The sequence below is a fragment of the Acidovorax sp. K2F genome, assembly GCF_025246485.1.
In the GTDB taxonomy this organism is placed as follows: domain Bacteria; phylum Pseudomonadota; class Gammaproteobacteria; order Burkholderiales; family Burkholderiaceae_C; genus Acidovorax; species Acidovorax delafieldii.
Window position 1 is genome coordinate 103741 of the sequence record NZ_JAOBSQ010000038.1, and the last position, 18870, is coordinate 122610.

Annotated in this window: 20 protein-coding genes; 6 read left to right on the top strand and 14 right to left on the bottom strand. The window is 64.9% G+C overall.

Annotated features, from left to right (window positions below):
- Positions 1–300: 300 nt before the first annotated feature.
- Complete coding sequence (locus N4G42_RS14800) at positions 301–1611, bottom strand: HD-GYP domain-containing protein (protein WP_260667724.1); 1311 nt, start codon at positions 1609–1611, stop codon at positions 301–303.
- 530 nt (positions 1612–2141) lie between these two features.
- On the opposite strand from N4G42_RS14800, the gene N4G42_RS14805 reads away from it, so the two are divergent.
- Both N4G42_RS14805 and N4G42_RS14810 read left to right on the top strand, forming a co-directional pair.
- Complete coding sequence (locus N4G42_RS14805; RefSeq protein ID WP_056746105.1) at positions 2142–2429, top strand: hypothetical protein; 288 nt, start codon at positions 2142–2144, stop codon at positions 2427–2429.
- Between the two features lie 89 nt (positions 2430–2518).
- Positions 2519–2815, top strand: coding sequence for a hypothetical protein (locus tag N4G42_RS14810; protein ID WP_056062211.1), 297 nt, complete (start codon positions 2519–2521; stop codon positions 2813–2815).
- A gap of 126 nt (positions 2816–2941) precedes the next feature.
- On the opposite strand, the gene N4G42_RS14815 is transcribed toward N4G42_RS14810, so the two are convergent.
- Together N4G42_RS14815 and N4G42_RS14820 are read right to left on the bottom strand one after the other, a co-directional pair.
- The gene (locus N4G42_RS14815) at positions 2942–3583 is read right to left on the bottom strand and encodes a CoA transferase subunit B (RefSeq protein WP_056067753.1); all 642 of its coding nucleotides are present in this window, start codon (positions 3581–3583) and stop codon (positions 2942–2944) included.
- 43 nt (positions 3584–3626) lie between these two features.
- Positions 3627–4334 (bottom strand): CoA transferase subunit A, encoded by a 708-nt coding sequence (locus N4G42_RS14820; protein WP_056067750.1) that lies wholly within the window; start codon positions 4332–4334, stop codon positions 3627–3629.
- Between the two features lie 75 nt (positions 4335–4409).
- Between N4G42_RS14820 and N4G42_RS14825 the strand changes: the two genes are divergently transcribed.
- Complete coding sequence (locus N4G42_RS14825; RefSeq protein WP_056067748.1) at positions 4410–4955, top strand: PAS and helix-turn-helix domain-containing protein; 546 nt, start codon at positions 4410–4412, stop codon at positions 4953–4955.
- Between the two features lie 38 nt (positions 4956–4993).
- Here N4G42_RS14825 and pcaC read toward each other — a convergent pair whose 3' ends face one another.
- From pcaC to N4G42_RS14880, 11 genes are all read right to left on the bottom strand, one after another.
- A complete protein-coding gene (pcaC, locus tag N4G42_RS14830) occupies positions 4994–5380 on the bottom strand; it encodes a 4-carboxymuconolactone decarboxylase (protein ID WP_082522567.1) in 387 nt (128 codons plus the stop codon).
- 178 nt (positions 5381–5558) lie between these two features.
- Positions 5559–7760: a catalase/peroxidase HPI gene (katG, locus tag N4G42_RS14835; protein ID WP_260667725.1), complete on the bottom strand. Its 2202-nt coding sequence runs from the start codon at positions 7758–7760 to the stop codon at positions 5559–5561.
- Positions 7761–7934: 174 nt separating this feature from the next.
- Complete coding sequence (locus tag N4G42_RS14840) at positions 7935–8852, bottom strand: SMP-30/gluconolactonase/LRE family protein (protein WP_260667726.1); 918 nt, start codon at positions 8850–8852, stop codon at positions 7935–7937.
- 21 nt (positions 8853–8873) lie between these two features.
- Positions 8874–9782, bottom strand: coding sequence for an amidohydrolase family protein (locus tag N4G42_RS14845; RefSeq protein ID WP_260667727.1), 909 nt, complete (start codon positions 9780–9782; stop codon positions 8874–8876).
- Between the two features lie 3 nt (positions 9783–9785).
- A complete protein-coding gene (locus N4G42_RS14850) occupies positions 9786–10742 on the bottom strand; it encodes a tripartite tricarboxylate transporter substrate binding protein (protein WP_260667728.1) in 957 nt (318 codons plus the stop codon).
- 40 nt (positions 10743–10782) lie between these two features.
- A complete protein-coding gene (locus N4G42_RS14855; RefSeq protein WP_260667729.1) occupies positions 10783–11790 on the bottom strand; it encodes a Bug family tripartite tricarboxylate transporter substrate binding protein in 1008 nt (335 codons plus the stop codon).
- 63 nt (positions 11791–11853) lie between these two features.
- On the bottom strand, positions 11854–12792 hold the full coding sequence (locus tag N4G42_RS14860) for an NAD(P)-dependent oxidoreductase (protein ID WP_260667730.1): 939 nt from the start codon (positions 12790–12792) through the stop codon (positions 11854–11856).
- The gene (locus N4G42_RS14865) at positions 12789–13475 is read right to left on the bottom strand and encodes a diguanylate cyclase (protein WP_005792824.1); all 687 of its coding nucleotides are present in this window, start codon (positions 13473–13475) and stop codon (positions 12789–12791) included. The genes N4G42_RS14860 and N4G42_RS14865 overlap by 4 nt, the downstream gene beginning before the upstream one ends.
- A 53-nt stretch (positions 13476–13528) precedes the next feature.
- Complete coding sequence (locus N4G42_RS14870; protein WP_409557830.1) at positions 13529–14548, bottom strand: Bug family tripartite tricarboxylate transporter substrate binding protein; 1020 nt, start codon at positions 14546–14548, stop codon at positions 13529–13531.
- A 12-nt stretch (positions 14549–14560) separates the two neighbouring features.
- On the bottom strand, positions 14561–15481 hold the full coding sequence (locus N4G42_RS14875; protein ID WP_260667731.1) for an amidohydrolase family protein: 921 nt from the start codon (positions 15479–15481) through the stop codon (positions 14561–14563).
- A 40-nt stretch (positions 15482–15521) separates the two neighbouring features.
- Complete coding sequence (locus N4G42_RS14880; protein ID WP_056067729.1) at positions 15522–16529, bottom strand: Bug family tripartite tricarboxylate transporter substrate binding protein; 1008 nt, start codon at positions 16527–16529, stop codon at positions 15522–15524.
- A 134-nt stretch (positions 16530–16663) separates the two neighbouring features.
- On the opposite strand from N4G42_RS14880, the gene N4G42_RS14885 reads away from it, so the two are divergent.
- Genes N4G42_RS14885 through N4G42_RS14895 form a run of 3 tightly spaced genes read left to right on the top strand, consistent with a single transcriptional unit; the run spans position 16664 to position 18859 of the window.
- The gene (locus N4G42_RS14885) at positions 16664–17509 is read left to right on the top strand and encodes an IclR family transcriptional regulator (protein WP_056067728.1); all 846 of its coding nucleotides are present in this window, start codon (positions 16664–16666) and stop codon (positions 17507–17509) included.
- 46 nt (positions 17510–17555) lie between these two features.
- On the top strand, positions 17556–18137 hold the full coding sequence (locus N4G42_RS14890; protein ID WP_260667732.1) for a peroxidase-related enzyme: 582 nt from the start codon (positions 17556–17558) through the stop codon (positions 18135–18137).
- Positions 18138–18145: 8 nt separating this feature from the next.
- A complete protein-coding gene (locus N4G42_RS14895) occupies positions 18146–18859 on the top strand; it encodes a hypothetical protein (RefSeq protein WP_056067725.1) in 714 nt (237 codons plus the stop codon).
- Positions 18860–18870: the final 11 nt, after the last annotated feature.

Below are 18870 nucleotides of genomic sequence, written 5' to 3' on the forward strand. Positions count from 1 at the left end.
GAAGTTGAGGCAACACGAATACTGTAAATATAACCAGTATTTTGCCAAATGGGTGAACCTGGAAGCGAAGACCCACCAAGGACGTCGGTATGAGGAGGTCGACGCAGGCAAGGGCTTGTTCACACTATTTTTGCCACTGCGAAGGCCTCTCCCGCCACGCCAATCCAGGCGCGCGACGACGAGTGGCGTGGCGGAGGAGACCTTCCTTTCGGGTTGCGATGCCCAGCAAACGCCGCGCGTCAGAGCACCCAGTGGAAGAGGCAAACCCCGTGCTCTCGCGGGGTCGATCCGAAAGTCTGCTTACAGCGTACGCATCGCCCAGTCGCACCAGTCCGCCACCGCCGCATCAGCAGGCGTGGCACGGTCCGAGAGCTGGGGCCAGCGGCGGTGGCTGGCGTTCAGGATGCTTTGCAGTTGCCACAAGGCCTCGCGTCCCACCAGGGCGACCTCGGCCATGCCAATGGCGTCGCCTTGCAATTGCGCCAGCAACTCGCCCTGGTGCCGGGGGTGCGAGCCCGCTTCGATCAGGGCTTTTTGCAATGCCATGAGGCGGGAATCGGTAAACGCAAAGGCAGTGCCCGTAGAAGACTTGGCCGCCGTGTCCGGGGGCAAGGCCGCCTTGAGCTGGTCCCAATAGGCAAAGGCTTCGGCCAGCAATTCGATCTGGCGGGGCGCATCGTTACCCAGAGGCATCAAGGCCGATTCGCGGGCCACTTCCTCCTGCAGCAGCGGCAGGATGAACGCCACCAGTGCCGAAGGAAACTTGCGGTGATTGAGCCGCAGCACCAGCGACAGCCGCTGCGCGGGCATGTCGTCGTATTTCTCGTAGAAGGCGGCCACCACTTCGGCCAGTAGCAGGATGCGGCCCATGGGTGTGATGTCCGCCCCCAGCAAGGCGCGCGGATAGCCGCTGCCGTCCATGCGCTCATGGTGCTCCAGCACGGCCACTTCGGCAGCACGTGGATAGGCCTGCGTGTCGCGGATCATGAGCATGGCCGAGATGGGATGGGCTACCAGGTGCTTGCGCCCTACCCCCACCATCTTGTGGTCCGGGTCGTCCCAGGCCGGGTCCATGTGCAGCACGCCCAGGTCATGCAGCAGCGCAGCGGCCGCCACCGTGCTGCAATCGCGTTCACTCAGCCCGCTTTTGACCGCCAGAAATACCGCCACGGTGGTCATCACCAGACTGTGCTGGAACAGCGTGGGCCGTTGGTCACGCATCACGGTGAGCTTGCAGGCCATGGCAGAAGGCAACGGCAGGGACCGCAGGGGAGCCAGCAACCGGGCGCCGGACCCCAGGGCCTCGGCCAGCATGGCGGGCAGGGTTTCCTGCTCGATCAGCGTCTGGCCCAGGGCCAGCAGTGATGGCACGTCCACCGGGTTTTCGATGGACAGATGGCGGTCAATGGGTTCGCGCAGCTTGTGCTGCACCAGACGGTCGTACAGGCGGCTGTCGATGCGCGCGCCCTTCTCCACCAGCTTGATGCCGTTGTCGGTGTAGATGGCAGCACCTGCGACCACCGTACGCCGGTCGGCCATGTCGGTCAGCGCACGCAAGTAATGGGGACTGTCAGCGTCCTCGGCATCCGCTGAAAGAAGAATATCGGTCATGCAAGCAACACAAATCGTTACTTCGCACTATAGGGGGTTCTCTTGCGGGGCACTGACTCGCGTGACGCGATACAGACATGCAATCTTGATGCACATCAAGCAGCAGGCGCTGCTACCCATGCTCGTTTTTTGCCGCATGGCAGAGATCACGCGTCCGGATTCCCATGACCAAGACCTGGACCCGCCCGGGCTCGCCGGGATGACAAAGCCCCTGTCACCCCAATGTCATTGTCCCAAATAGGCGTCAGGGTTTCCATTCAACAATGTCGCCGATAGCCTGCTTTTTGGTGATCCTGGACAGTCAGGCTTGGGTAAACCCTGAAAAGTTCCACATTGATTGTTCACAATACTGGAACAGTTAGTTCGCGACCCGGTGGTTTTTCTCTGCACCCCACCGGCGTACAGTTCATCCCATCGATGAGCCGAACCCGCAAGGCGACTCACCGAACCCGGTCCCAGGCAGCTCTCTTTGTTTTTGGCGCTTTGTTCCGGTTTTTTGAGCCGCTTCTTTAACTTCAAGGATTTCCATCATGAACAACACCGCACGTTTCCTGTCTATCGCCGCTGTCGCCGCTTTCGCTTCTTTTGGTGCCCAGGCTGACGAAGCCGATGCTTCGCAGTTCGCCACCAAGTTTGAAACCAACCGCACCCGTGCTGAAGTGGCTGCCGAAGCTGCTACCGTGGCCCAGACCCGCTCGATCGAGCCCGCTGGTTCGCGTGTGGTGACTTACAAGTCCACGGCCGACCGCGCTGCCGTGCGTGCACAGGCTGCTGAGGCAGTGCGTACCGGCCAGATTTCTTCGGGTGAGCGCGGCTGATTCACCAGGGGTGGCTGAATCTGCCGCCCTGGTTGCGCCGTATCTCTCAGTACCCAAGTCCTCTTTTTAGAATTTTCCGGAGTTTCACCATGAACAAGTCTGTCCGTTTCCTGTCCGTTGCTGCTGTCGCCGCTTTTGCCGCTTTTGGTGCCCACGCTGATGAAGCCGATGCTTCGCAGTTCGCCACCAAGTTCGAAACCAACCGCACCCGCGCTGAAGTGGCCGCCGAAGCCGCTACCGTGGCCCAGACCCGCTCCATCGAACCCGCTGGTTCGCGTGTGGTGACCTACAAGTCCACGGCTGACCGTGCTGCTGTGCGTGCCCAGGCTGCTGAAGCCCTGCGCACGGGCCAGATCTCTTCGGGCGAAATCGGCAACGCAATGTAATTGCCAGAGGCCCCATGCAGACTGCATGAGGGCTTTGTGAAAATTGCCAATGCAAAAGGCTGGGGCCCTGTGAGGGGCCCCAGCCTTTTTTGTGATGCCACTCCACTGCAGGGGTGGCTCAAATGCTTATGGGATCAGCTTGACGCCGGTCTTGGCCTGCAGGGCCTCAAAATTCACGCCGGGAGCCAGCTCCACCACCTTCAGGCCCTGGGGCGTCACGTCCATGACGGCCAGGTCGGTGATGATGCGATCCACCACACCCACGCCCGTGAGGGGCAGCGTGCACTGGGGCAGGATCTTCAGGTCTTCGGTGCCATCCTTCTTGCGCGCCACATGCTCCATGAGCACGATCACGCGCTTGACGCCAGCCACCAGGTCCATCGCGCCACCCATGCCCTTGACCATCTTGCCGGGGATCATCCAGTTGGCCAGGTCGCCCTTTTCGCTGACCTGCATGGCGCCCAGGATCGACAGGTTGATCTTGCCGCCACGGATCATGGCAAACGACTGGTCGCTGCCAAAGATGGACGAGCCCTTGATGGTGGTCACGGTCTGCTTGCCGGCGTTGATCAGGTCGGCATCCACTTCGTCTTCGGTGGGAAACGGGCCGATGCCCAGCATGCCGTTTTCGGACTGCAGCCACACCTCTTTGTCGGCAGGCACAAAGTTGGCCACCAGCGTGGGGATGCCAATGCCCAGGTTCACATAAAAGCCGTCTTCGAGTTCATGGGCGGCACGGGCCGCCATTTGGTCTTGACTCCACGACATAGATACTTCTCCAGCTTGTTCTGTACGGTTGTGCGGCAGCGGCTCAGACGCCCGCTTTTTCGGTGATGGTGCGCTTTTCGATGCGCTTCTCGGGCGTGGCGTTGTGCACGATGCGGTGCACATAGATGCCAGGCAGATGGATCTGGTCGGGCGCAATGGCGCCGGTTTCCACCACCTCTTCCACCTCCACGATGGTGATCTTGCCGGCCGTGGCCGCAGCGGGGTTGAAGTTGCGCGCCGTGAGGCGGAACTGCAGATTGCCCGACTTGTCGGCACGCCAGGCCTTGACCAGCGACACATCGGGCACCAGCGAACGCTCCATCACATAGGTTTCGCCATCGAACTCGCGCAGTTCCTTGCCCTCGGCCACGATGGTGCCCACGCCGGTCTTGGTGAAGAAGGCCGGGATGCCCGCACCGCCCGCACGCAGCTTTTCGGCCAGCGTACCCTGGGGGGTGAACTCCAGCTCCAGCTCGCCAGCGAGGTACTGGCGCTCGAACTCCTTGTTCTCGCCCACATACGACGAGATCATTTTCTTGATCTGGCGGGTTTCCAGCAGCTTGCCCAGGCCAAAGCCGTCCACGCCCGCATTGTTGGAGATCACGGTCAGGTTCTTCACGCCTGAATCGCGCAGCGCGTCGATCAAGGCTTCAGGAATGCCACACAGTCCAAAGCCGCCAACAGCCATGAGTTGGCCATCTGCAACCACGCCCTTCAGGGCCTCGGCTGCGGAGGGGAATAACTTGTTCACCACGATCTCCTTATGAATGGGATGCGCTACGATACTACGTACTTAAATAAGTAGTTTTCCGTAAAGATTAGCACTATGGACGTTGATTACCGACTGGCTTTCGACATGGCCCCTGTGGGGCTGGTGCTCTCGCGCAACCGCACTATGGTGGACTGCAACCGCCATGTCTGCGAAATGTTCGGCGCCTCGCGCGAAGTGCTGATCGGCCAGTCGTTCCAGATACTCTATCCCAGCGCCGACGAATATGAGCGGCTTGGGGCGCACATGGAGCCCATCCTGAACGCCAAGGGCCACTATGCGGACAACCGCATCATGAAGCGCGCCAATGGCGAAGTGTTCTGGTGCCACGTGTCCGGCCGCGCACTCAACCGCGATGCCCCGCATGAGTCCGGCATCTGGAGCTTCGAAGATCTGAGTTCGCAACGCGCCGTGAAGGCGGAGCTGACGGGCCGAGAGCGCGAGGTAGCCGCCCGCCTGCTGGAAGGCCTGACCTCCAAGGAGATCGGTCGGGCGCTGGAGATCAGCCACCGCACGGTAGAAATTTACCGCGCGCGCCTCATGCGCAAGTACAACGCCTCCACCGCCGCCGACCTGGTGCACAAGCTGCTGGCCGGCGGCTGAACCTGCCCTCGAAGGACAGCACTACCGCCTTTTATTGCCTACTTGGCCGGGCCGTCGATGACTTCGGCGGCGGTGCGAAACGCCTCTACCGCCGTCGGCAGGCCGCAATAGACGCTGGCGTGCAGCAATACTTCCTGCAACTCCTCCGCGGTAGCGCCATTGTTCAGCGCGCCACGCACATGGCCCTTGAGTTCATGCTGCTTGCCCAGCGCGATCAACATGGAAACCGTGATGAGACTGCGGGTCTTGCGGTCCAGCCCGGGCCGCTGCCAGACATCGCCCCATGCGTTGCGCGTGATGTATTCCTGAATGGGCTGCGTGAAAGAGGTGGCGTTGCCCAGCGCACGGTCCACAAAATCGTCACCCATGACCTCACGGCGGGTGGCCAGGCCTTTTTCGTAGTCTTTGGTCGGGGTTGGTGTCACGCGGGCTCTCCTTGAAGGGTTGAAACATCAAGGCCCGATGGTAGCGAGCGCACGCAGGGCTTCCACCGCGCAAACAACAGAACGCCCGGCACATGCACTGCACACGCCGGGCTTCATGGCTTCGTGAACGGCTCGCCCCATGCCATCCCCTGACGACATGGGAGCAAGGCCTCACTGATCAGGCGCTGGCACCGCCCGCGGTCAGGTCAAACCGGTCCAGGTTCATCACCTTGGTCCAAGCCTTGACGAAGTCCTGCACAAACACTGCCTGTGCATCGCTGCTGGCATAGACCTCGGCCAGCGCACGCAACACCGAGTTGGAGCCAAACACCAGGTCGGCCACCGTGCCGGTCCATTTTCTGGCACCTGTGCTGCGGTCCACACCTTCCAGCACACCCGCTGCACCCGCCGACTTCTGCCATTGGGTGCGCATGTCGAGCAGGTTCACGAAGAAGTCATTGCTCAAGGTACCAACGCGCTGCGTGAAGACACCATGGGTTGCCTGCCCCACGTTGGCACCCAGCACGCGCAGGCCACCCACCAGCACCGTCATCTCGGGCGCTGTCAGCGTGAGCTGGTTGGCGCGGTCCACCAGCAGCTCGGCCACGGCGCCTTCCAGGCCAGGGCGCACGTAGTTGCGAAAGCCATCGGCCACAGGCTCCATCACCTCGAACGACGGCACATCGGTCTGCTCTTGCGAGGCATCCGTGCGGCCAGGCGTGAAGGGAACGGTCACGTCCTGCCCTGCCTGCTTTGCGGCAGCCTCCACGGCAGTGCCACCGGCCAGCACGATCAGGTCCGCAAGCGAGATCTTCTTGCCACCCGTCTGCGCCGCATTGAACTCGCGCTGGATGGCTTCGAGCTGACCCAGCACCTTGGCCAGTTGCGCAGGCTGGTTCACAGCCCAATCCTTTTGTGGAGCCAGACGGATGCGCGCGCCGTTGGCGCCGCCCCGCTTGTCGCCGCCCCGGAACGTGGAGGCAGAGGCCCAGGCCGTGGATACCAGTTCCGAAATCGACAAGCCCGATGCCAACACCTTGGCCTTGAGCGCAGCGATATCCTGCGCGGTCACCAGCGCATGGTCCACGGCAGGCACAGGGTCTTGCCAGACCAGCACTTCGGCAGGTACCTCCGGCCCCAGATAGCGGGCACGCGGCCCCATGTCACGGTGCGTGAGCTTGAACCAGGCACGCGCAAATGCATCGGCAAACTGCTCGGGGTGCGCCAAAAAGCGGCGCGAGATCTTTTCGTAGGCCGGGTCAAAGCGCAGCGACAGGTCGGTGGTGAGCATGGTGGGCACCAGCTTTTTCGACGGGTCGTGTGCGTGCGGGATCGTCGCTGCAGCCCCCTTGGCCGTCCACTGGTGGGCGCCTGCCGGGCTCTTGGTCAGCTCCCACTCGTAGCCGAACAGGTTTTCGAAGAAGTTGTTGCTCCACTGCGTGGGCGTGGTGGTCCAGGTGACTTCCAGGCCGCTGGTGATGGTGTCACCACCTTTGCCAGAGCCATGGCTGCTCTTCCAGCCCAGGCCCTGGTCCTCGATGCCTGCGCCTTCGGGCTCCTTGCCCACCAAGGCCGCGTCTCCTGCACCGTGGGTCTTGCCAAAGGTGTGGCCGCCAGCAATCAGCGCCACGGTCTCTTCATCGTCCATCGCCATGCGCGCAAAGGTGTCGCGGATGTCGCGCGCGGCGGCGATGGGGTCGGGGTTGCCGTTCGGGCCTTCGGGGTTCACATAAATCAGGCCCATCTGCACAGCAGCCAGCGGATTGGCCAGGTCGCGCTCACCGCTGTAGCGCTTGTCGCTGCCCAGCCAGGTGGATTCAGCGCCCCAGTACACGTTTTCATCGGGTTCCCACACGTCAGGGCGTCCGCCGGCAAAGCCAAAGGTCTTGAAGCCCATGGACTCGAGCGCCACATTGCCGGTCAGGATCATCAGGTCGGCCCACGAGATCTTGCGGCCGTACTTCTGCTTGACGGGCCACAGCAGGCGGCGCGCCTTGTCCAGATTGGCGTTGTCGGGCCAGCTATTGAGCGGCGCAAAACGCTGTTGCCCAGCTCCCGCGCCACCACGGCCGTCTGCCAGACGATAGGTGCCCGCGCTGTGCCAGGCCATGCGCACAAACAGCGGTCCATAGTGGCCAAAGTCTGCGGGCCACCAGTCCTGCGAGTCGGTCATCAGTGCGCGCAGGTCGGCCTTCACAGCAGCAAGGTCGAGGCTCTTGAATTCTTCGGCGTAATTGAAGCCGTCTCCCATCGGGTCGGTGAGCGGGGAGTTCTGGTTCAGGGGGCGGAGATTGAGCTGGTTGGGCCACCAGTCGGCATTGCGGGGGCCCGTGGGCACGGCCTTGGTGTGGTCAAAGGGGCATTTAGCTTCGGTCGTCATGGGTCATCTCCTGTGAAATCGCGTCGGCAAAACGTATCGACAGGGCAGATGGTAGGAAGCAAACGATGACAGGTAAATTGAATCGATTGAATCTCATTAATAGTCAATATTAATAAAGCATCATGCTCTCATTGATTTCGTTGCGACCCCAGACAAGTTGAGGCTGGGGCAGCGTCAACGCGAACGCGCCAGCGGCAGCCCAGGTGCACCCATGTCAGCCCTCAGGATTCGCCCATGGGTAGAGTCGGTGACATACACCGTGGTACGCCCTGCCCCGCCAAACGCCAGGTTGGTGGTCGAGCTGCCCGGTGCACCTCGCAGCACCTGCACGGGCTCGGCCCGGTGGTTCAGCACCCACACATAGCCCAGGCCCGGGTTGGCCACCAGCAGGTGACCCCCGGCATCCACGGCCAGGCCGTCGGGGCCGCTGGGGCCATACGAGGTGAAGAACTGGCTGACCTTGGCCACGCTGCCATCGGGCAGCAACGGCACGCGCCACACACAGTTGCCGCGCGTCACGGCCAGGTAGAGCACGCGGCCGTCGGGCGACAGGGCCACGCCGTTGGGGCTGGGCACGTTGTGCAGCAGCAAGTCGAGCTGACCATTGGGCCGCAGGCGGTACAGGCGACCACTCGGGTCGTGCAGGCCACTTTGGCCCTGGTCGGTGAAGTAGAGGTTGCCTTCGGCGTCAAAGATCAGGTCATTCACGCCCTTGAAGCGCTCGCTGTTGCGGCGCTGCAGGTACGGGGTGACGGCACCCGTGGCCACGTCAAGCTGCATCAGTCCGTTCTTGTAATCGGTGATGAGCAGCGTGCCGGGCTTCAAGAACTTGAGACCGTTGGGCTCGCCGTCGTACTCGGCCACCAGCGCCCAGTCGCCCTGGGGGTTGATGCGAAAGACACGACCCCAGGGGATGTCGCTGACGTAGAGGTTGCCTGCGTCGTCGAACACCGGGCCCTCCAGGAACGAATCGGTGATGGTGCCGCCCCGGTTGGCGTCGGCCCAGTCGCTACGCTCACTGCGACGAAAGGGCTCGGGCATGGAGGTGAACAGGTCGAGATCGCGGACCTCAGGGGCTTGCAACAAAAACATGGTGGGGTCTTTCCAATGCGTTCAGGCGGCGGGAGCGGTATCGAAACCATACAGCCGCGCCGGGTTGTCGACCAGGATGCGGTCCATGGCCGCGTCGCTGCCAGCCCAGGCCTGCAGCAGATCCACCAGATCGGCATCGTTCACAGTGCCGGGCGCCTCGGTGGTGTGCGGCCAGTCGCTGCCCCACACCAGGCGATCCGGCGCGGCCTGCGCCAGGGCCTGGCCCAGCGGCAGGGTGTCGGCGTAGCTGGGGCCATGCACGGTCGAGCGCATGTAGGCGCCCGAGAGCTTGACCCAGGTGTTGCCACCATCGAGCAGGCCGCGCACCACGCCGTAGGCCTCTGCGGCCGGGCCTTCGGCGGGATCGATGCGGCCCAGGTGGTCGATGATCAGGGGCACGGGCAGCGCATGCAACTGGGGCGCGAGGGCTATGAGCTGCTCCGGCTGCGCAAAGATCTGGATGTGCCAGCCCTCGCACGCCGGGTGCTCTGCCACCTTGCCGGCCAGGGTGGCCAGCATGGCGGGCGTGGTGGTGCCCCACGATTGGGGTGAGACGAAATTGACCCGCAGCCCGCGCACGCGACGTGCGGCCAGGTGGCTCAGCTCGTCGGCACTCACGTCCTCGCCCACCACGGCCAGACCGCGTGCAGCGTCGCCCAATTGGTCCAGCGCATCCAGCGTACAGGCGTTGTCGGTGCCGTAGGTCGATGGCGTGACCACCACCGTGCGCGTGGTGCCCAGGCGCGCCTGCAGTTGCCTGTACACCGCCACGGGCGCCACTGGCGGCGTGCGCGGCCAGTGGGCTGACGGCGCAAAGCGCGGGTCAAAGATGTGCATGTGGCTGTCGCACGCGCCGGGGGGTAACTGGCGCTGCGGGCGGTTCAGGCCCACGGAGTGCGGCACGGGCGTGGTCAGCGCTGGCAAAGGCATCAGTCAGTCCAGCTTGATATTGCCCTTCTTCACCACCTCGCCCCACTTCGCGTCTTCCTTCTTCAGGAAGGCGGCGAAGTCTGCGGGCGTGGAGCCGATGGGCTGGGCGCCCAGGTCGGCGAGGCGCTGCTTCACTTCGTCTTCTTTCAGCACCTCTTGCAGGGCCTGCTGCAGTTTGGTGGCCACGTCGGCTGGCACGCCCGCAGGCAGAAACACGCCGTTCCACTCATAGGCCTCGTAGCCGGGGATGGCCGCCTCGGCCACCGTGGGCACATCGGGCAGGCGCTTGGAACGCTCAGGCGCCGACACTGCCAGCGCACGCAGCTTGCCGCCCGCCACATGCGGGTAGGTGGCGGCCACGGTGCCGAACATGAAGTCCACCTGGCCGGCCATCACATCGGTGATGGCGGGGCCGCCGCTCTTGTAGGGCACATGCACCATGTCCAGGCCCAGCTTCTGGGCCATCAGCTCGGCCGCCAGGCGCTGCACCGTGCCGCTGCCGCCCGAAGCAAAGTTGATCTTGCCCGGCTGGGCCTTGGCCTTGGCAATCAGCTCGCCCACGTTTTTGTAGGGTGCATCGGCCTTCACGATAAGCACGTTGGGCGCCAGCAGCACCAGCGACAGCGGCTGCAGTGCGGTGCTGGCATACGGCATCTTGGGGAAAAGATGCGGGTTGATGGAGTAAGGCGTGGCGTCGTACAGCATGGTGTAGCCGTCTGCCGGGGCCTTGGCCACAAAGCTGGCGCCAATGGTGCCGCTGGCACCGGCCTTGTTGTCCACGATCACGCTGCCGCCGAGCTTGGCGCCCAGGCGGGTGGCCACCACACGGGCCACGGCATCGGCCGCGCCACCGGGGGCGTAGGGCACGACGATGGTGATGGGCCGCTCGGGGAAGGCGGCGTGGGCCACGCCAGCGGCCAGGGCGCAGGCGGCGATCAGGGGTTTGAGGAAGCGAAACATACCTGTCTCCAATCAGTTCTGGGTTCTACAACAGGGCCGCTCAATCTGCTTTGAGATCGAGCGCCTTGGCAATCTGGCTATACGTCGCAGCTTCGCGGGCCACACGGGTCGCAAAGGCGTTGCCACACACCGATTCGGCATCCATCCCCAGGCCGCGCAGCTTTTCAGCGGCCGATTCGCTCTTGGCAAATTCGGCGGCCGTGCGCTCCAGCGCCTGGGCGATGGGCTCGGGCACGCCTGCCGGGGCCAGCACGCCGTACCACACGTCGGCAGCGTAGTTGCCACCTCCTGCGTCGGCAAACGTTGGCACCTCGGGCACCAAGGCAGAGCGCTGGGGCGCGCCCACGGCCAGCGCACGCAGCTTGCCGCTCTTGATCTGCGGCAGCACCGAGCCCAGGGTGGCAAAGGAGCTGTCGAGCTGCCCGCCCATCAGGTCCGTCACCACGGGTGCGGCGCCCTTGTAGGGCACGTGGTTGAGCTGCAGGCCCTGGGCGCGGGCAAAGATCTCGGTGGCAAAGTGGCCTGAGCTGCCCACCCCTGCTGTGCCTGCTGTCACGCGGCCGGGCTCGGCGCGGGCCTTGGCCTGGTAATCGGCCAGTGTCTTGACCGGCAGGCTGGGGGTCACCACCAGCACCGTTGGGCTGCTGGCCACCGTGCACAGGGGGCGGAAGGACTTCACCGTATCGAACTTGACGCGGCCCTGGTACAGCGCCGGAATCATGGTGTGGTTGGTGGCACCGAACAGCAGCGTGTATCCATCGGCCGGGGCGCTGGCCACGGCCTGGGCGGCAATGATGGTGCCCGCGCCCGGCTTGTTGTCGATGATGAACGGCTGGCCCAGCGCCTTGCTGGCGTGGTCGGCAAACGCACGCGCCACCACGTCTGTGGGGCCACCGGCGGCAAAGCCCACCACCAGCTTCACGGGCTTGGTCGGATAGGCTGCTGCGCCCGTTTGCGCGCAGGCGGCGCCAGACGCTACTAAAACAATAGCTGCCAGCGCATGATTGACTAGCGCAAGAGGACTATTTTTCTTGAAATTGCGTGCCATGGTCTGTTGTCTCCTGTGCGGCCGGGCACCCTGCCCGGCCATGTTCTTGGGGCAGGCCGGCGCTCAGGCGACGGCTACTGCATGCGGTGCACGGGCCAGCACGGCCAGCAGGTTCTTCGCCGCGCCCACGCCCATGTTCACGTAGGCATCGCTCGTCACGCCGCCAATGTGGGGGCTGAGGATGAAGTGCTTCTCGCCCTGGAAGGGGTGGCCCGCCGTCATCGGCTCCACCGCAAAGCTGTCGAGCCCGGCCGACATGACCTGGCCTGAGCGTACGGCGGCCAGCAGATCGGCCTCGTCGATCAGGCCACCACGTGCCGTGTTCACCACAATCACGCCGCGCTTGCATTGCGCCAGCGTGGCGGCGTTCAGCAGGTTGCGGTTTTCGTCGGTCAGCGGGCAGTGCAAAGACACGGCATCGGATTCGCGCCAGATCGTCTCCAGGTCCACCGCCTGCACATAGGCGGGCAGGTTCTTGGCAAACGGATCGAAGCCAATCACGCGCATGCCCAGAGCGTCGGCCATCTTGGCAAAGCGCAGGCCAATCGCACCCAGGCCCACCAGGCCCACGGTGCGGCCGCCCAGTTCCAGGCTCTTGTGCGTGGCCTTGTCCCAGTGGCCAGCGTGCATGCGCGCATCCAATGCCACCACGGATTTGGCACAGGCCAGCAGCAGGGCCAGGGCCTGCTCGGCCACGGCGGCGGCGTTGGCGCCCACGGCGGCCACCACTTCAATGCCACGGGCGTTGGCCGCCACCTTGTCGATGGTGTCGGTGCCGCTGCCGTGCTTGGAGATGACTTTGAGCGCAGGGGCCGCGTCCATCACCGAAGCGCCCACCTTGCCGTAGCGCACGATGATGGCCACGGGGTTGTGCGCACCGCACAGGGCCACCATGTCCTCTTCCGTCGGCGTCTTGCCTGCGTAGACGATCTCGTAGCCTGTGAGCAAATCCAGGGCTTGTTGCGCCAGGTCGGCGCCGGTCACGATGATGGTTGGGCTCACAGCGATTCCCCTTCCTTCAAAACGCCCGCAGCGCGCAGGGCCGCAGGCAGCCATTTCGATGCGGTGTCGCCACGGGCGATGGCTTCGATGCGGGCGGCTTCGTCGGCCACCTTCTTGTCGGCCAGGGCCAGCATGGCGGGGGCTTTTTCGCGCTCGATGACGACCACGCCATCGGCGTCGCCCACCACCAGGTCACCCGGGTTCACCACCGCGCCACCGGCGCTGATGGGGTGGTTGATGCGGCCGGGCACGTACTTGGTGGGCCCTGCGGGGTTGAAGCCCGCGCTGAACACGGGGAAGTCCAGCTCCAGAATTTCCAGCTTGTCGCGGATGGCGGCGTCCACGATCACACCCGCCAGGCCGCGCTTCTTGCAGGCGCTGAGCATCAGCGTGCCCATCAGCGCCGCCGTCTGGTCGCCCTTGCCGTCAATCACCAGCACATCGCCCGGCTGGGCCAGCGCGATGGCGGCATGGATCATGAGGTTGTCGCCGGGGCGCACTTCCACGGTGAAGGCGGGGCCTGCCACCTTCATGGACTGGTGCACGGGCGCCACGCGGCCATGCATGGTGCCACGGCGGCCTGCCACGTCGGCCAGGATGGCGGCTTGGTAGGTAGCGGCCTGGGCAACAACGTCGCCGCTCACGCGGTCGATGGTGCGGATGATTTCAGGGAGTTGGCTCATGGGAATGGTCCGGTTGAAGGGAGGAAGAAAAATGGAATGAAGTGAGGCGGTGCTCAGTCGGCCTTGATGCCGCCGTCTTTGATCACCTTGGCCCACTTGGCCGAGTCGGCCTTTTGCAGCTCACCCAGCTGCTGGGGCGTGCCGCCCACCAGCGTCACGCCCAGCTTGTCGGCCAGGGCGATGAGGGCGGGGTCTTTCAGCGTGGCGGCAATCTCGCGGTTCAGGCGCTGCACGATGGCGGCGGGCGTCTTGGCGGGCGCAAACACGGCCTGCCACTGCTCCACCACAAAGTCTTTGAGCCCCGCCTCGCCCATGGTGGGCACTGCAGGCAGGGCCTTGAGGCGCTGGGCAGAGGTGACGGCCAGGGCGCGCAACTTGCCCGACTGCACATGCGGCAGCGCGGCGGCTGCGGGGGCAAACATGAACTGCACCTGCTCGGCCAGCGTGTCTTGCAGCGCGGGGGTGTCGCCCTTGTAGGGCACATGGATGAAGCGCGCGCCGGTTTGCTGCTGCAGCAGCTCGCCCTGCATTTGCAAGATGGTGCCGTTGCCGCCCGAGGCAAACGCCAGCTTGCCCGGCTGGGCCTTGGCGGCGGCCAGCAAGTCGGCCACCGTCTTGAAGGGCTGGTTGGCGCCCACCACCAGGATGTGCGGGATGGTGCCCACGGTGATCACTGGCTCAAACGCCGTGATGTGGTCGTAGGGCAGCTTGGCCATCAGGTGCGGGGCGATGGCCTGCGGGCCGATGGAGGTGCCCAGCAGCGTGAGCCCGTCGGGCGCCGCCTTGGCCACGTAGGCCGCGCCGATGGTGCCGGTGGCCCCGGCCTTGTTGTCCACGATGACGTTGGTGGACAGGGCCGCGCCCAGCTTGAGGGCAATGTTGCGGCCCAGTACGTCGGTGCTGCCGCCAGCGGGATACGGCACCACCCAGGTGATGAGCTTGCCCGCAGGCCAATCGTTTTGCGCCCAGGCGGGCAGCCCCATCCCCACACCTGCGCCCGCAAAGGCCAGGGTGGTCAGCAGGTGGCGGCGCTGCGCGCCGTGCGTAGAAAGGGGAGATACCAAAGAGGTCATGGTGCAAGGCCCTCAGACAGGGGTGGGGGATGAAGAAGTCGAGACCGGCGAGAAGCCGTAAAGCGCGGCAGGGTTGGTGACCAGCACGCGGCGCAGGGCATCCGCACCGGCCTGATCGCACCAGCGCGCCAGGGTGTCGATTTGCAATGCGTCGTCCGGCACGGGGTGCAGGCCAGCACTGGCAGTGGCATGGGGCCAGTCGCTGCCCCACAGCACGCGCTCTGGTGCAGCACGCAGGTAGCCGACGGCCAGTGCATCGAGCGCCGGGTCGTCCACCGCGTGGGTGGCGCTGACGATGTAGCCGCCCGAGAGCTTGACCCAGGCCCGGCCCTCGCCCATCAGCTGCAGCAGCAGTGCGTGGGCTGGGTGCTTCCCGGCTTGCTCGGGTGCGATGCGGCCCAGGTGGTCAAACACCAGGGGCACAGGCACGTTGCGCAATACATCGCCCAAGCTAGCCAGCACATCGGACGCCATCAGCAGCTGCAGATGCCAGCCCCAGGGCGCAATGCGCCGGGCCAGCGGCAGGATGGAGTCCACCGTGCCGGTGACGCCCAGCGAAAGATTGAGCCGCACACCGCGCACGCCCGCATCGTGCAGGGCTTGCAACTGCGCATCGCTCTCGCGGCCATCGATCACGGCCACGCCTCGGGCGTTGTCACCCAGCGCCGCCAGGCCCTGCAGCATGCAGCGGTTGTCTGCGCCGTAAGTGGAGGGCGTGACCAGCACGGTGCGCTGGGTGCCGATGCGCTGTTGCAGCGCGCGGTAGTCCTGCACCGACGCGTCGGGCGGCAGCAGCTTGGCCCCCGGCGCTATGGGAAAGCGCTGGTCGTACACGTGCACGTGGCAGTCGCACGCCGCCGCAGGCAGTGCGGTACGGGGCGCCGTCGTTCCCAGCGAGAACGGTACGGGCGTGACAAGGCGATCGCGGGTCATGGCGATGGGCAGTCAGCGGGGGATGAACGTGGCGGCTCGATCAGTCCAGGCTGGCGCCAGAGTCCTTCACGATCTTGGACCAGCGGGGCACTTCGGTGCGCAGCAGTGCCGCAAACTGCTCGGACGTGCCCCCGAGGATGTCGCCGCCTTCAGAGCGCAGCTTGTCCGCCACGTCCGGTTGCTTGAGGGCCTGGTTGATGGCCTTGTTCAGCTGCGCCACGATGGCTGCGGGCGTACCCGCAGGGGCCAGCACTCCGAACCAGGTCACGGCCTCAAAGCCCTTGAACCCGGACTCCGCCAGCGTGGGCACATCCGGCAGCTGCGCCGAGCGCTGGGCCGAGGTGATGGCTATGACCTTGAGCTTGCCATTGCGCACATGGCCCAGCAGCGTGGGCACGGACGACATGTACAGATCAATCTGTCCGCCCATCAGGTCCGTCATGGCCTGGGCCGCGCCCTTGTAAGGGATGTGGCGCAACTGGATGCCAGCAGCGTTCTCTGCCAGCTCCCCGGCCAGATGGGCCACGGTGCCGTTGCCCGAATAGCCCAGCGTCAGGGCATCAGGCTTGCCCTTGGAGGCAGCCACCACATCGGCAAAGGTCTTGAAGCGCGAGTTGACCGGCACCGCCATCACGATGGGCGAGGACGACACCAGCGCCACCGGCGCCAGGTCCTTGAGCGGGTCGTAGGGCAGCTTCTTGTACAGCGTGGGATTGATGGCGAGGTTGCTGGTCTGCCCCATCACCAGCGTGTAGCCGTCCGGGTCGGCCTTGGCCACAGCATCCACCCCCAGGTTGCCACCGGCGCCAGGGCGGTTGTCCACGATCACGCTCCACTTGTTCTGGTCGGCCATCTTCTGCGCCACGGCGCGGGCGATCATGTCGGTGCCCCCGCCGGGGGGGAACGGAACAATCAGGCGGATGGCCTTGGCGGGGTAGGCCGTCTGCGCCTGCGCAGCGCCGTGGGGCACGGCCACGGCCGCAAGGCCCAGGAAAGCGGCGCAAAGGCGAGCACTCAAAGAACGTGAAAGCGATGAAAAAGCGGTCATGGATTTGTCTCCGTTATGGTGGTTCGTCACACCGGTCTGCAAGGGCCTGTTCGGGCCTGGCGCCGTGGTGTGCGAATGTACGCACGCGTTTCAACCCATACAATGCAGTTGCACACAATGAAACGAATTGCGCCATGAGCAACCCACCCTCTTCGCCCGCGCGCCCTGCCCCGCGCAAGGCCACCCAGCCAAATGCCACCACCGCCGGGGTCGATGAAAGCGCAGACCGGCCGACCGATGCGGCGACCAAGGACACCGGTGGCGTGATCGCCGTGACGCGTGCGCTGCAGGTGCTGGAGGCCTTTGCACTGGGCGAATCCAGCCTGTCTCTGGCAGAGCTGAGCCGCCGCTGCAGCCTTCACAAGACCACCGTACTGCGCCTGGCCCGCACGCTGGCGCAGTCCGGGTTCATGGTGCAGCGCGAAGATGGCGACTGGCGCCTGGGTCCGGCAGCAGGCTGGCTGGGTGCGCGCTACCAGGCAGGCTTTGACGTGCAGAACGTGCTGGAGCCCGCGCTGCGTGAACTGACCCTTGCCACCGGCGAAAGCGCTGCGTTTTACGTGCGTGAAGGCAATGTGCGCACCTGCCTTGTCCGTGTGGAAGGCCCGCAGGCGCTGCGCCACCACGCCCGCATGGGCGAAGGACTGCCGCTGGACAAGGGCTCGCCGGGCCGCGTGATCCTGGCGTTTTCGGGCGAGCCGGGCAAGGCCTATGAAGAGATCCGCAAGAAGGGCTACCACTGGTCGATTGGTGAACGGGAACAGGGCGTGGCCACCGTTTCGGCGCCGGTGTTTGGCATGCACTGGCGGCTCATGGGCTCGGTGTGCATCTCAGGCCCGGCCTCGCGTTTGCCCGCCGAAAAGCTCGAAGCGCTGGCGCACACCGTGGTCGCTGCAGCGACACAGTTGTCCTACGCGCTGGCTGGCAGTTCGGCCGCGCCGGCCCATGCCCCCGTGCGGGCGACGCAATGGCATCCCTGATACTTGCATCCGTTATACACCCCACACAAAAACCGAGGAGACTGCCGTGAACCGCTACCCCTTCCCTGACCTGAACACCCTGCCCGAGGACATCCGCGCGCGGATTCTTGAAGTGCAGGAGAAGGCGGGATTCATCCCCAACGTGTTCCTCGCGTTTGCCCGCCGGCCAGCGGAATGGCGTGCATTCTTTGCATACCACGACGCGCTCATGCTCAAGGAAGAAGGCAGCCTGACCAAGGGCGAGCGCGAGATGATCGTCACCACCACCAGCGCGGCCAATCAGTGCCTGTATTGCGTGGTGGCGCATGGCGCGATCCTGCGCATCTACGAGAAGAAGCCGCTCATCGCCGACCAGGTGGCGGTGAACTACCGCAAGGCGGACATCAGCCCCCGGGAGCGGGCCATGCTCGACTTCGCCATGAATGTGTGCCAGAACGCCCACGAGATCGACGACACGGATTTCGAGGCCCTGCACCCCCATGGTTTCGATGACGAGGACATCTGGGACATCGCCGCCATCACGGCATTCTTTGGCCTGTCCAACCGCATGGCCAGCTTTGCGGGCATGCAGCCCAACCCAGAGTTCTATCTGATGGGCCGTGTGCCCAAGGCCAAGCCTGCGGCCTGATCCAAACCATGCGCTCCGCACGAACGATCTGGCTTTGGGTGCTGGCCGCGCCTGCGGTACAGGCCGCAGGGTTTGGGCCACCGGAGGGCACGCTGCCCTTTCACCCTTTGACTGTGGCCGTGCCCGCTGGCGCGCTGTCGCCGTTGCGGTCCGCCTCGCTCTTCCGCGAAGAGTCCAGCACGGGGGCGGCGCCCACTTACTACCTCGGTGCGGGCGTTGCAGGCTCGCGCCTGCAAATCCCTGACTCGCCGGGCGCTACGGCGTGGCAGGTCGTACCCACCGCCGATTGCGTACGCCTGGAGCCCGTGCCCCCCGCACTGCTGCACACCCCGTCCGTGCAGGCAGTGCTGGTGCAACAGAATCCGCTGCCCATGGAGTGCGCTGCGGCCTTCGAGGGGAGCTGTACCAGCCGTGACGACAAACTGCGCATCGCCACGACCTTCGAGGGCCGGCGCCGCGCGGCGCGCGTGGGTGGCGGCTTTTTCGGCACCGAAGGCACCATAGAGACCACCTTCTACACGGGTGTGCGCACCCTCAGCATCGAACACCTGCCCAGCCGTCTTGTGCTGCGCATGCAAGAACGCCTGAACAACAGCAACGGCTACAGCGCACCGCAGACAGCCATCCGTTATTTGCCAGAACTGCAGCGCCTTTTGCTGCTGGGCGCCTCAGAGGCACAGGGCATGCCTCTGGCGCAATGTGTTGCCCTGCCCCCACGATAAAGGTCGTCCCA

What these genes read in the sequence shown, in the direction of transcription:
- N4G42_RS14875 (WP_260667731.1), bottom strand. Translation starts at nt 15,481, where the DNA reads ATGACCCGCGATCGCCTTGTCACGCCCGTACCGTTCTCGCTGGGAACG.
- N4G42_RS14840 (WP_260667726.1), bottom strand. Translation starts at nt 8,852, where the DNA reads ATGTTTTTGTTGCAAGCCCCTGAGGTCCGCGATCTCGACCTGTTCACC.
- N4G42_RS14800 (WP_260667724.1), bottom strand. Translation starts at nt 1,611, where the DNA reads ATGACCGATATTCTTCTTTCAGCGGATGCCGAGGACGCTGACAGTCCC.
- N4G42_RS14880 (WP_056067729.1), bottom strand. Translation starts at nt 16,529, where the DNA reads ATGACCGCTTTTTCATCGCTTTCACGTTCTTTGAGTGCTCGCCTTTGC.
- N4G42_RS14885 (WP_056067728.1), top strand. Translation starts at nt 16,664, where the DNA reads ATGAGCAACCCACCCTCTTCGCCCGCGCGCCCTGCCCCGCGCAAGGCC.
- katG (WP_260667725.1), bottom strand. Translation starts at nt 7,760, where the DNA reads ATGACGACCGAAGCTAAATGCCCCTTTGACCACACCAAGGCCGTGCCC.
- N4G42_RS14870 (WP_409557830.1), bottom strand. Translation starts at nt 14,548, where the DNA reads ATGACCTCTTTGGTATCTCCCCTTTCTACGCACGGCGCGCAGCGCCGC.
- N4G42_RS14805 (WP_056746105.1), top strand. Translation starts at nt 2,142, where the DNA reads ATGAACAACACCGCACGTTTCCTGTCTATCGCCGCTGTCGCCGCTTTC.
- N4G42_RS14855 (WP_260667729.1), bottom strand. Translation starts at nt 11,790, where the DNA reads ATGGCACGCAATTTCAAGAAAAATAGTCCTCTTGCGCTAGTCAATCAT.
- N4G42_RS14850 (WP_260667728.1), bottom strand. Translation starts at nt 10,742, where the DNA reads ATGTTTCGCTTCCTCAAACCCCTGATCGCCGCCTGCGCCCTGGCCGCT.
- N4G42_RS14845 (WP_260667727.1), bottom strand. Translation starts at nt 9,782, where the DNA reads ATGCCTTTGCCAGCGCTGACCACGCCCGTGCCGCACTCCGTGGGCCTG.
- N4G42_RS14815 (WP_056067753.1), bottom strand. Translation starts at nt 3,583, where the DNA reads ATGTCGTGGAGTCAAGACCAAATGGCGGCCCGTGCCGCCCATGAACTC.
- N4G42_RS14895 (WP_056067725.1), top strand. Translation starts at nt 18,146, where the DNA reads ATGCGCTCCGCACGAACGATCTGGCTTTGGGTGCTGGCCGCGCCTGCG.
- N4G42_RS14825 (WP_056067748.1), top strand. Translation starts at nt 4,410, where the DNA reads ATGGACGTTGATTACCGACTGGCTTTCGACATGGCCCCTGTGGGGCTG.
- N4G42_RS14865 (WP_005792824.1), bottom strand. Translation starts at nt 13,475, where the DNA reads ATGAGCCAACTCCCTGAAATCATCCGCACCATCGACCGCGTGAGCGGC.
- N4G42_RS14810 (WP_056062211.1), top strand. Translation starts at nt 2,519, where the DNA reads ATGAACAAGTCTGTCCGTTTCCTGTCCGTTGCTGCTGTCGCCGCTTTT.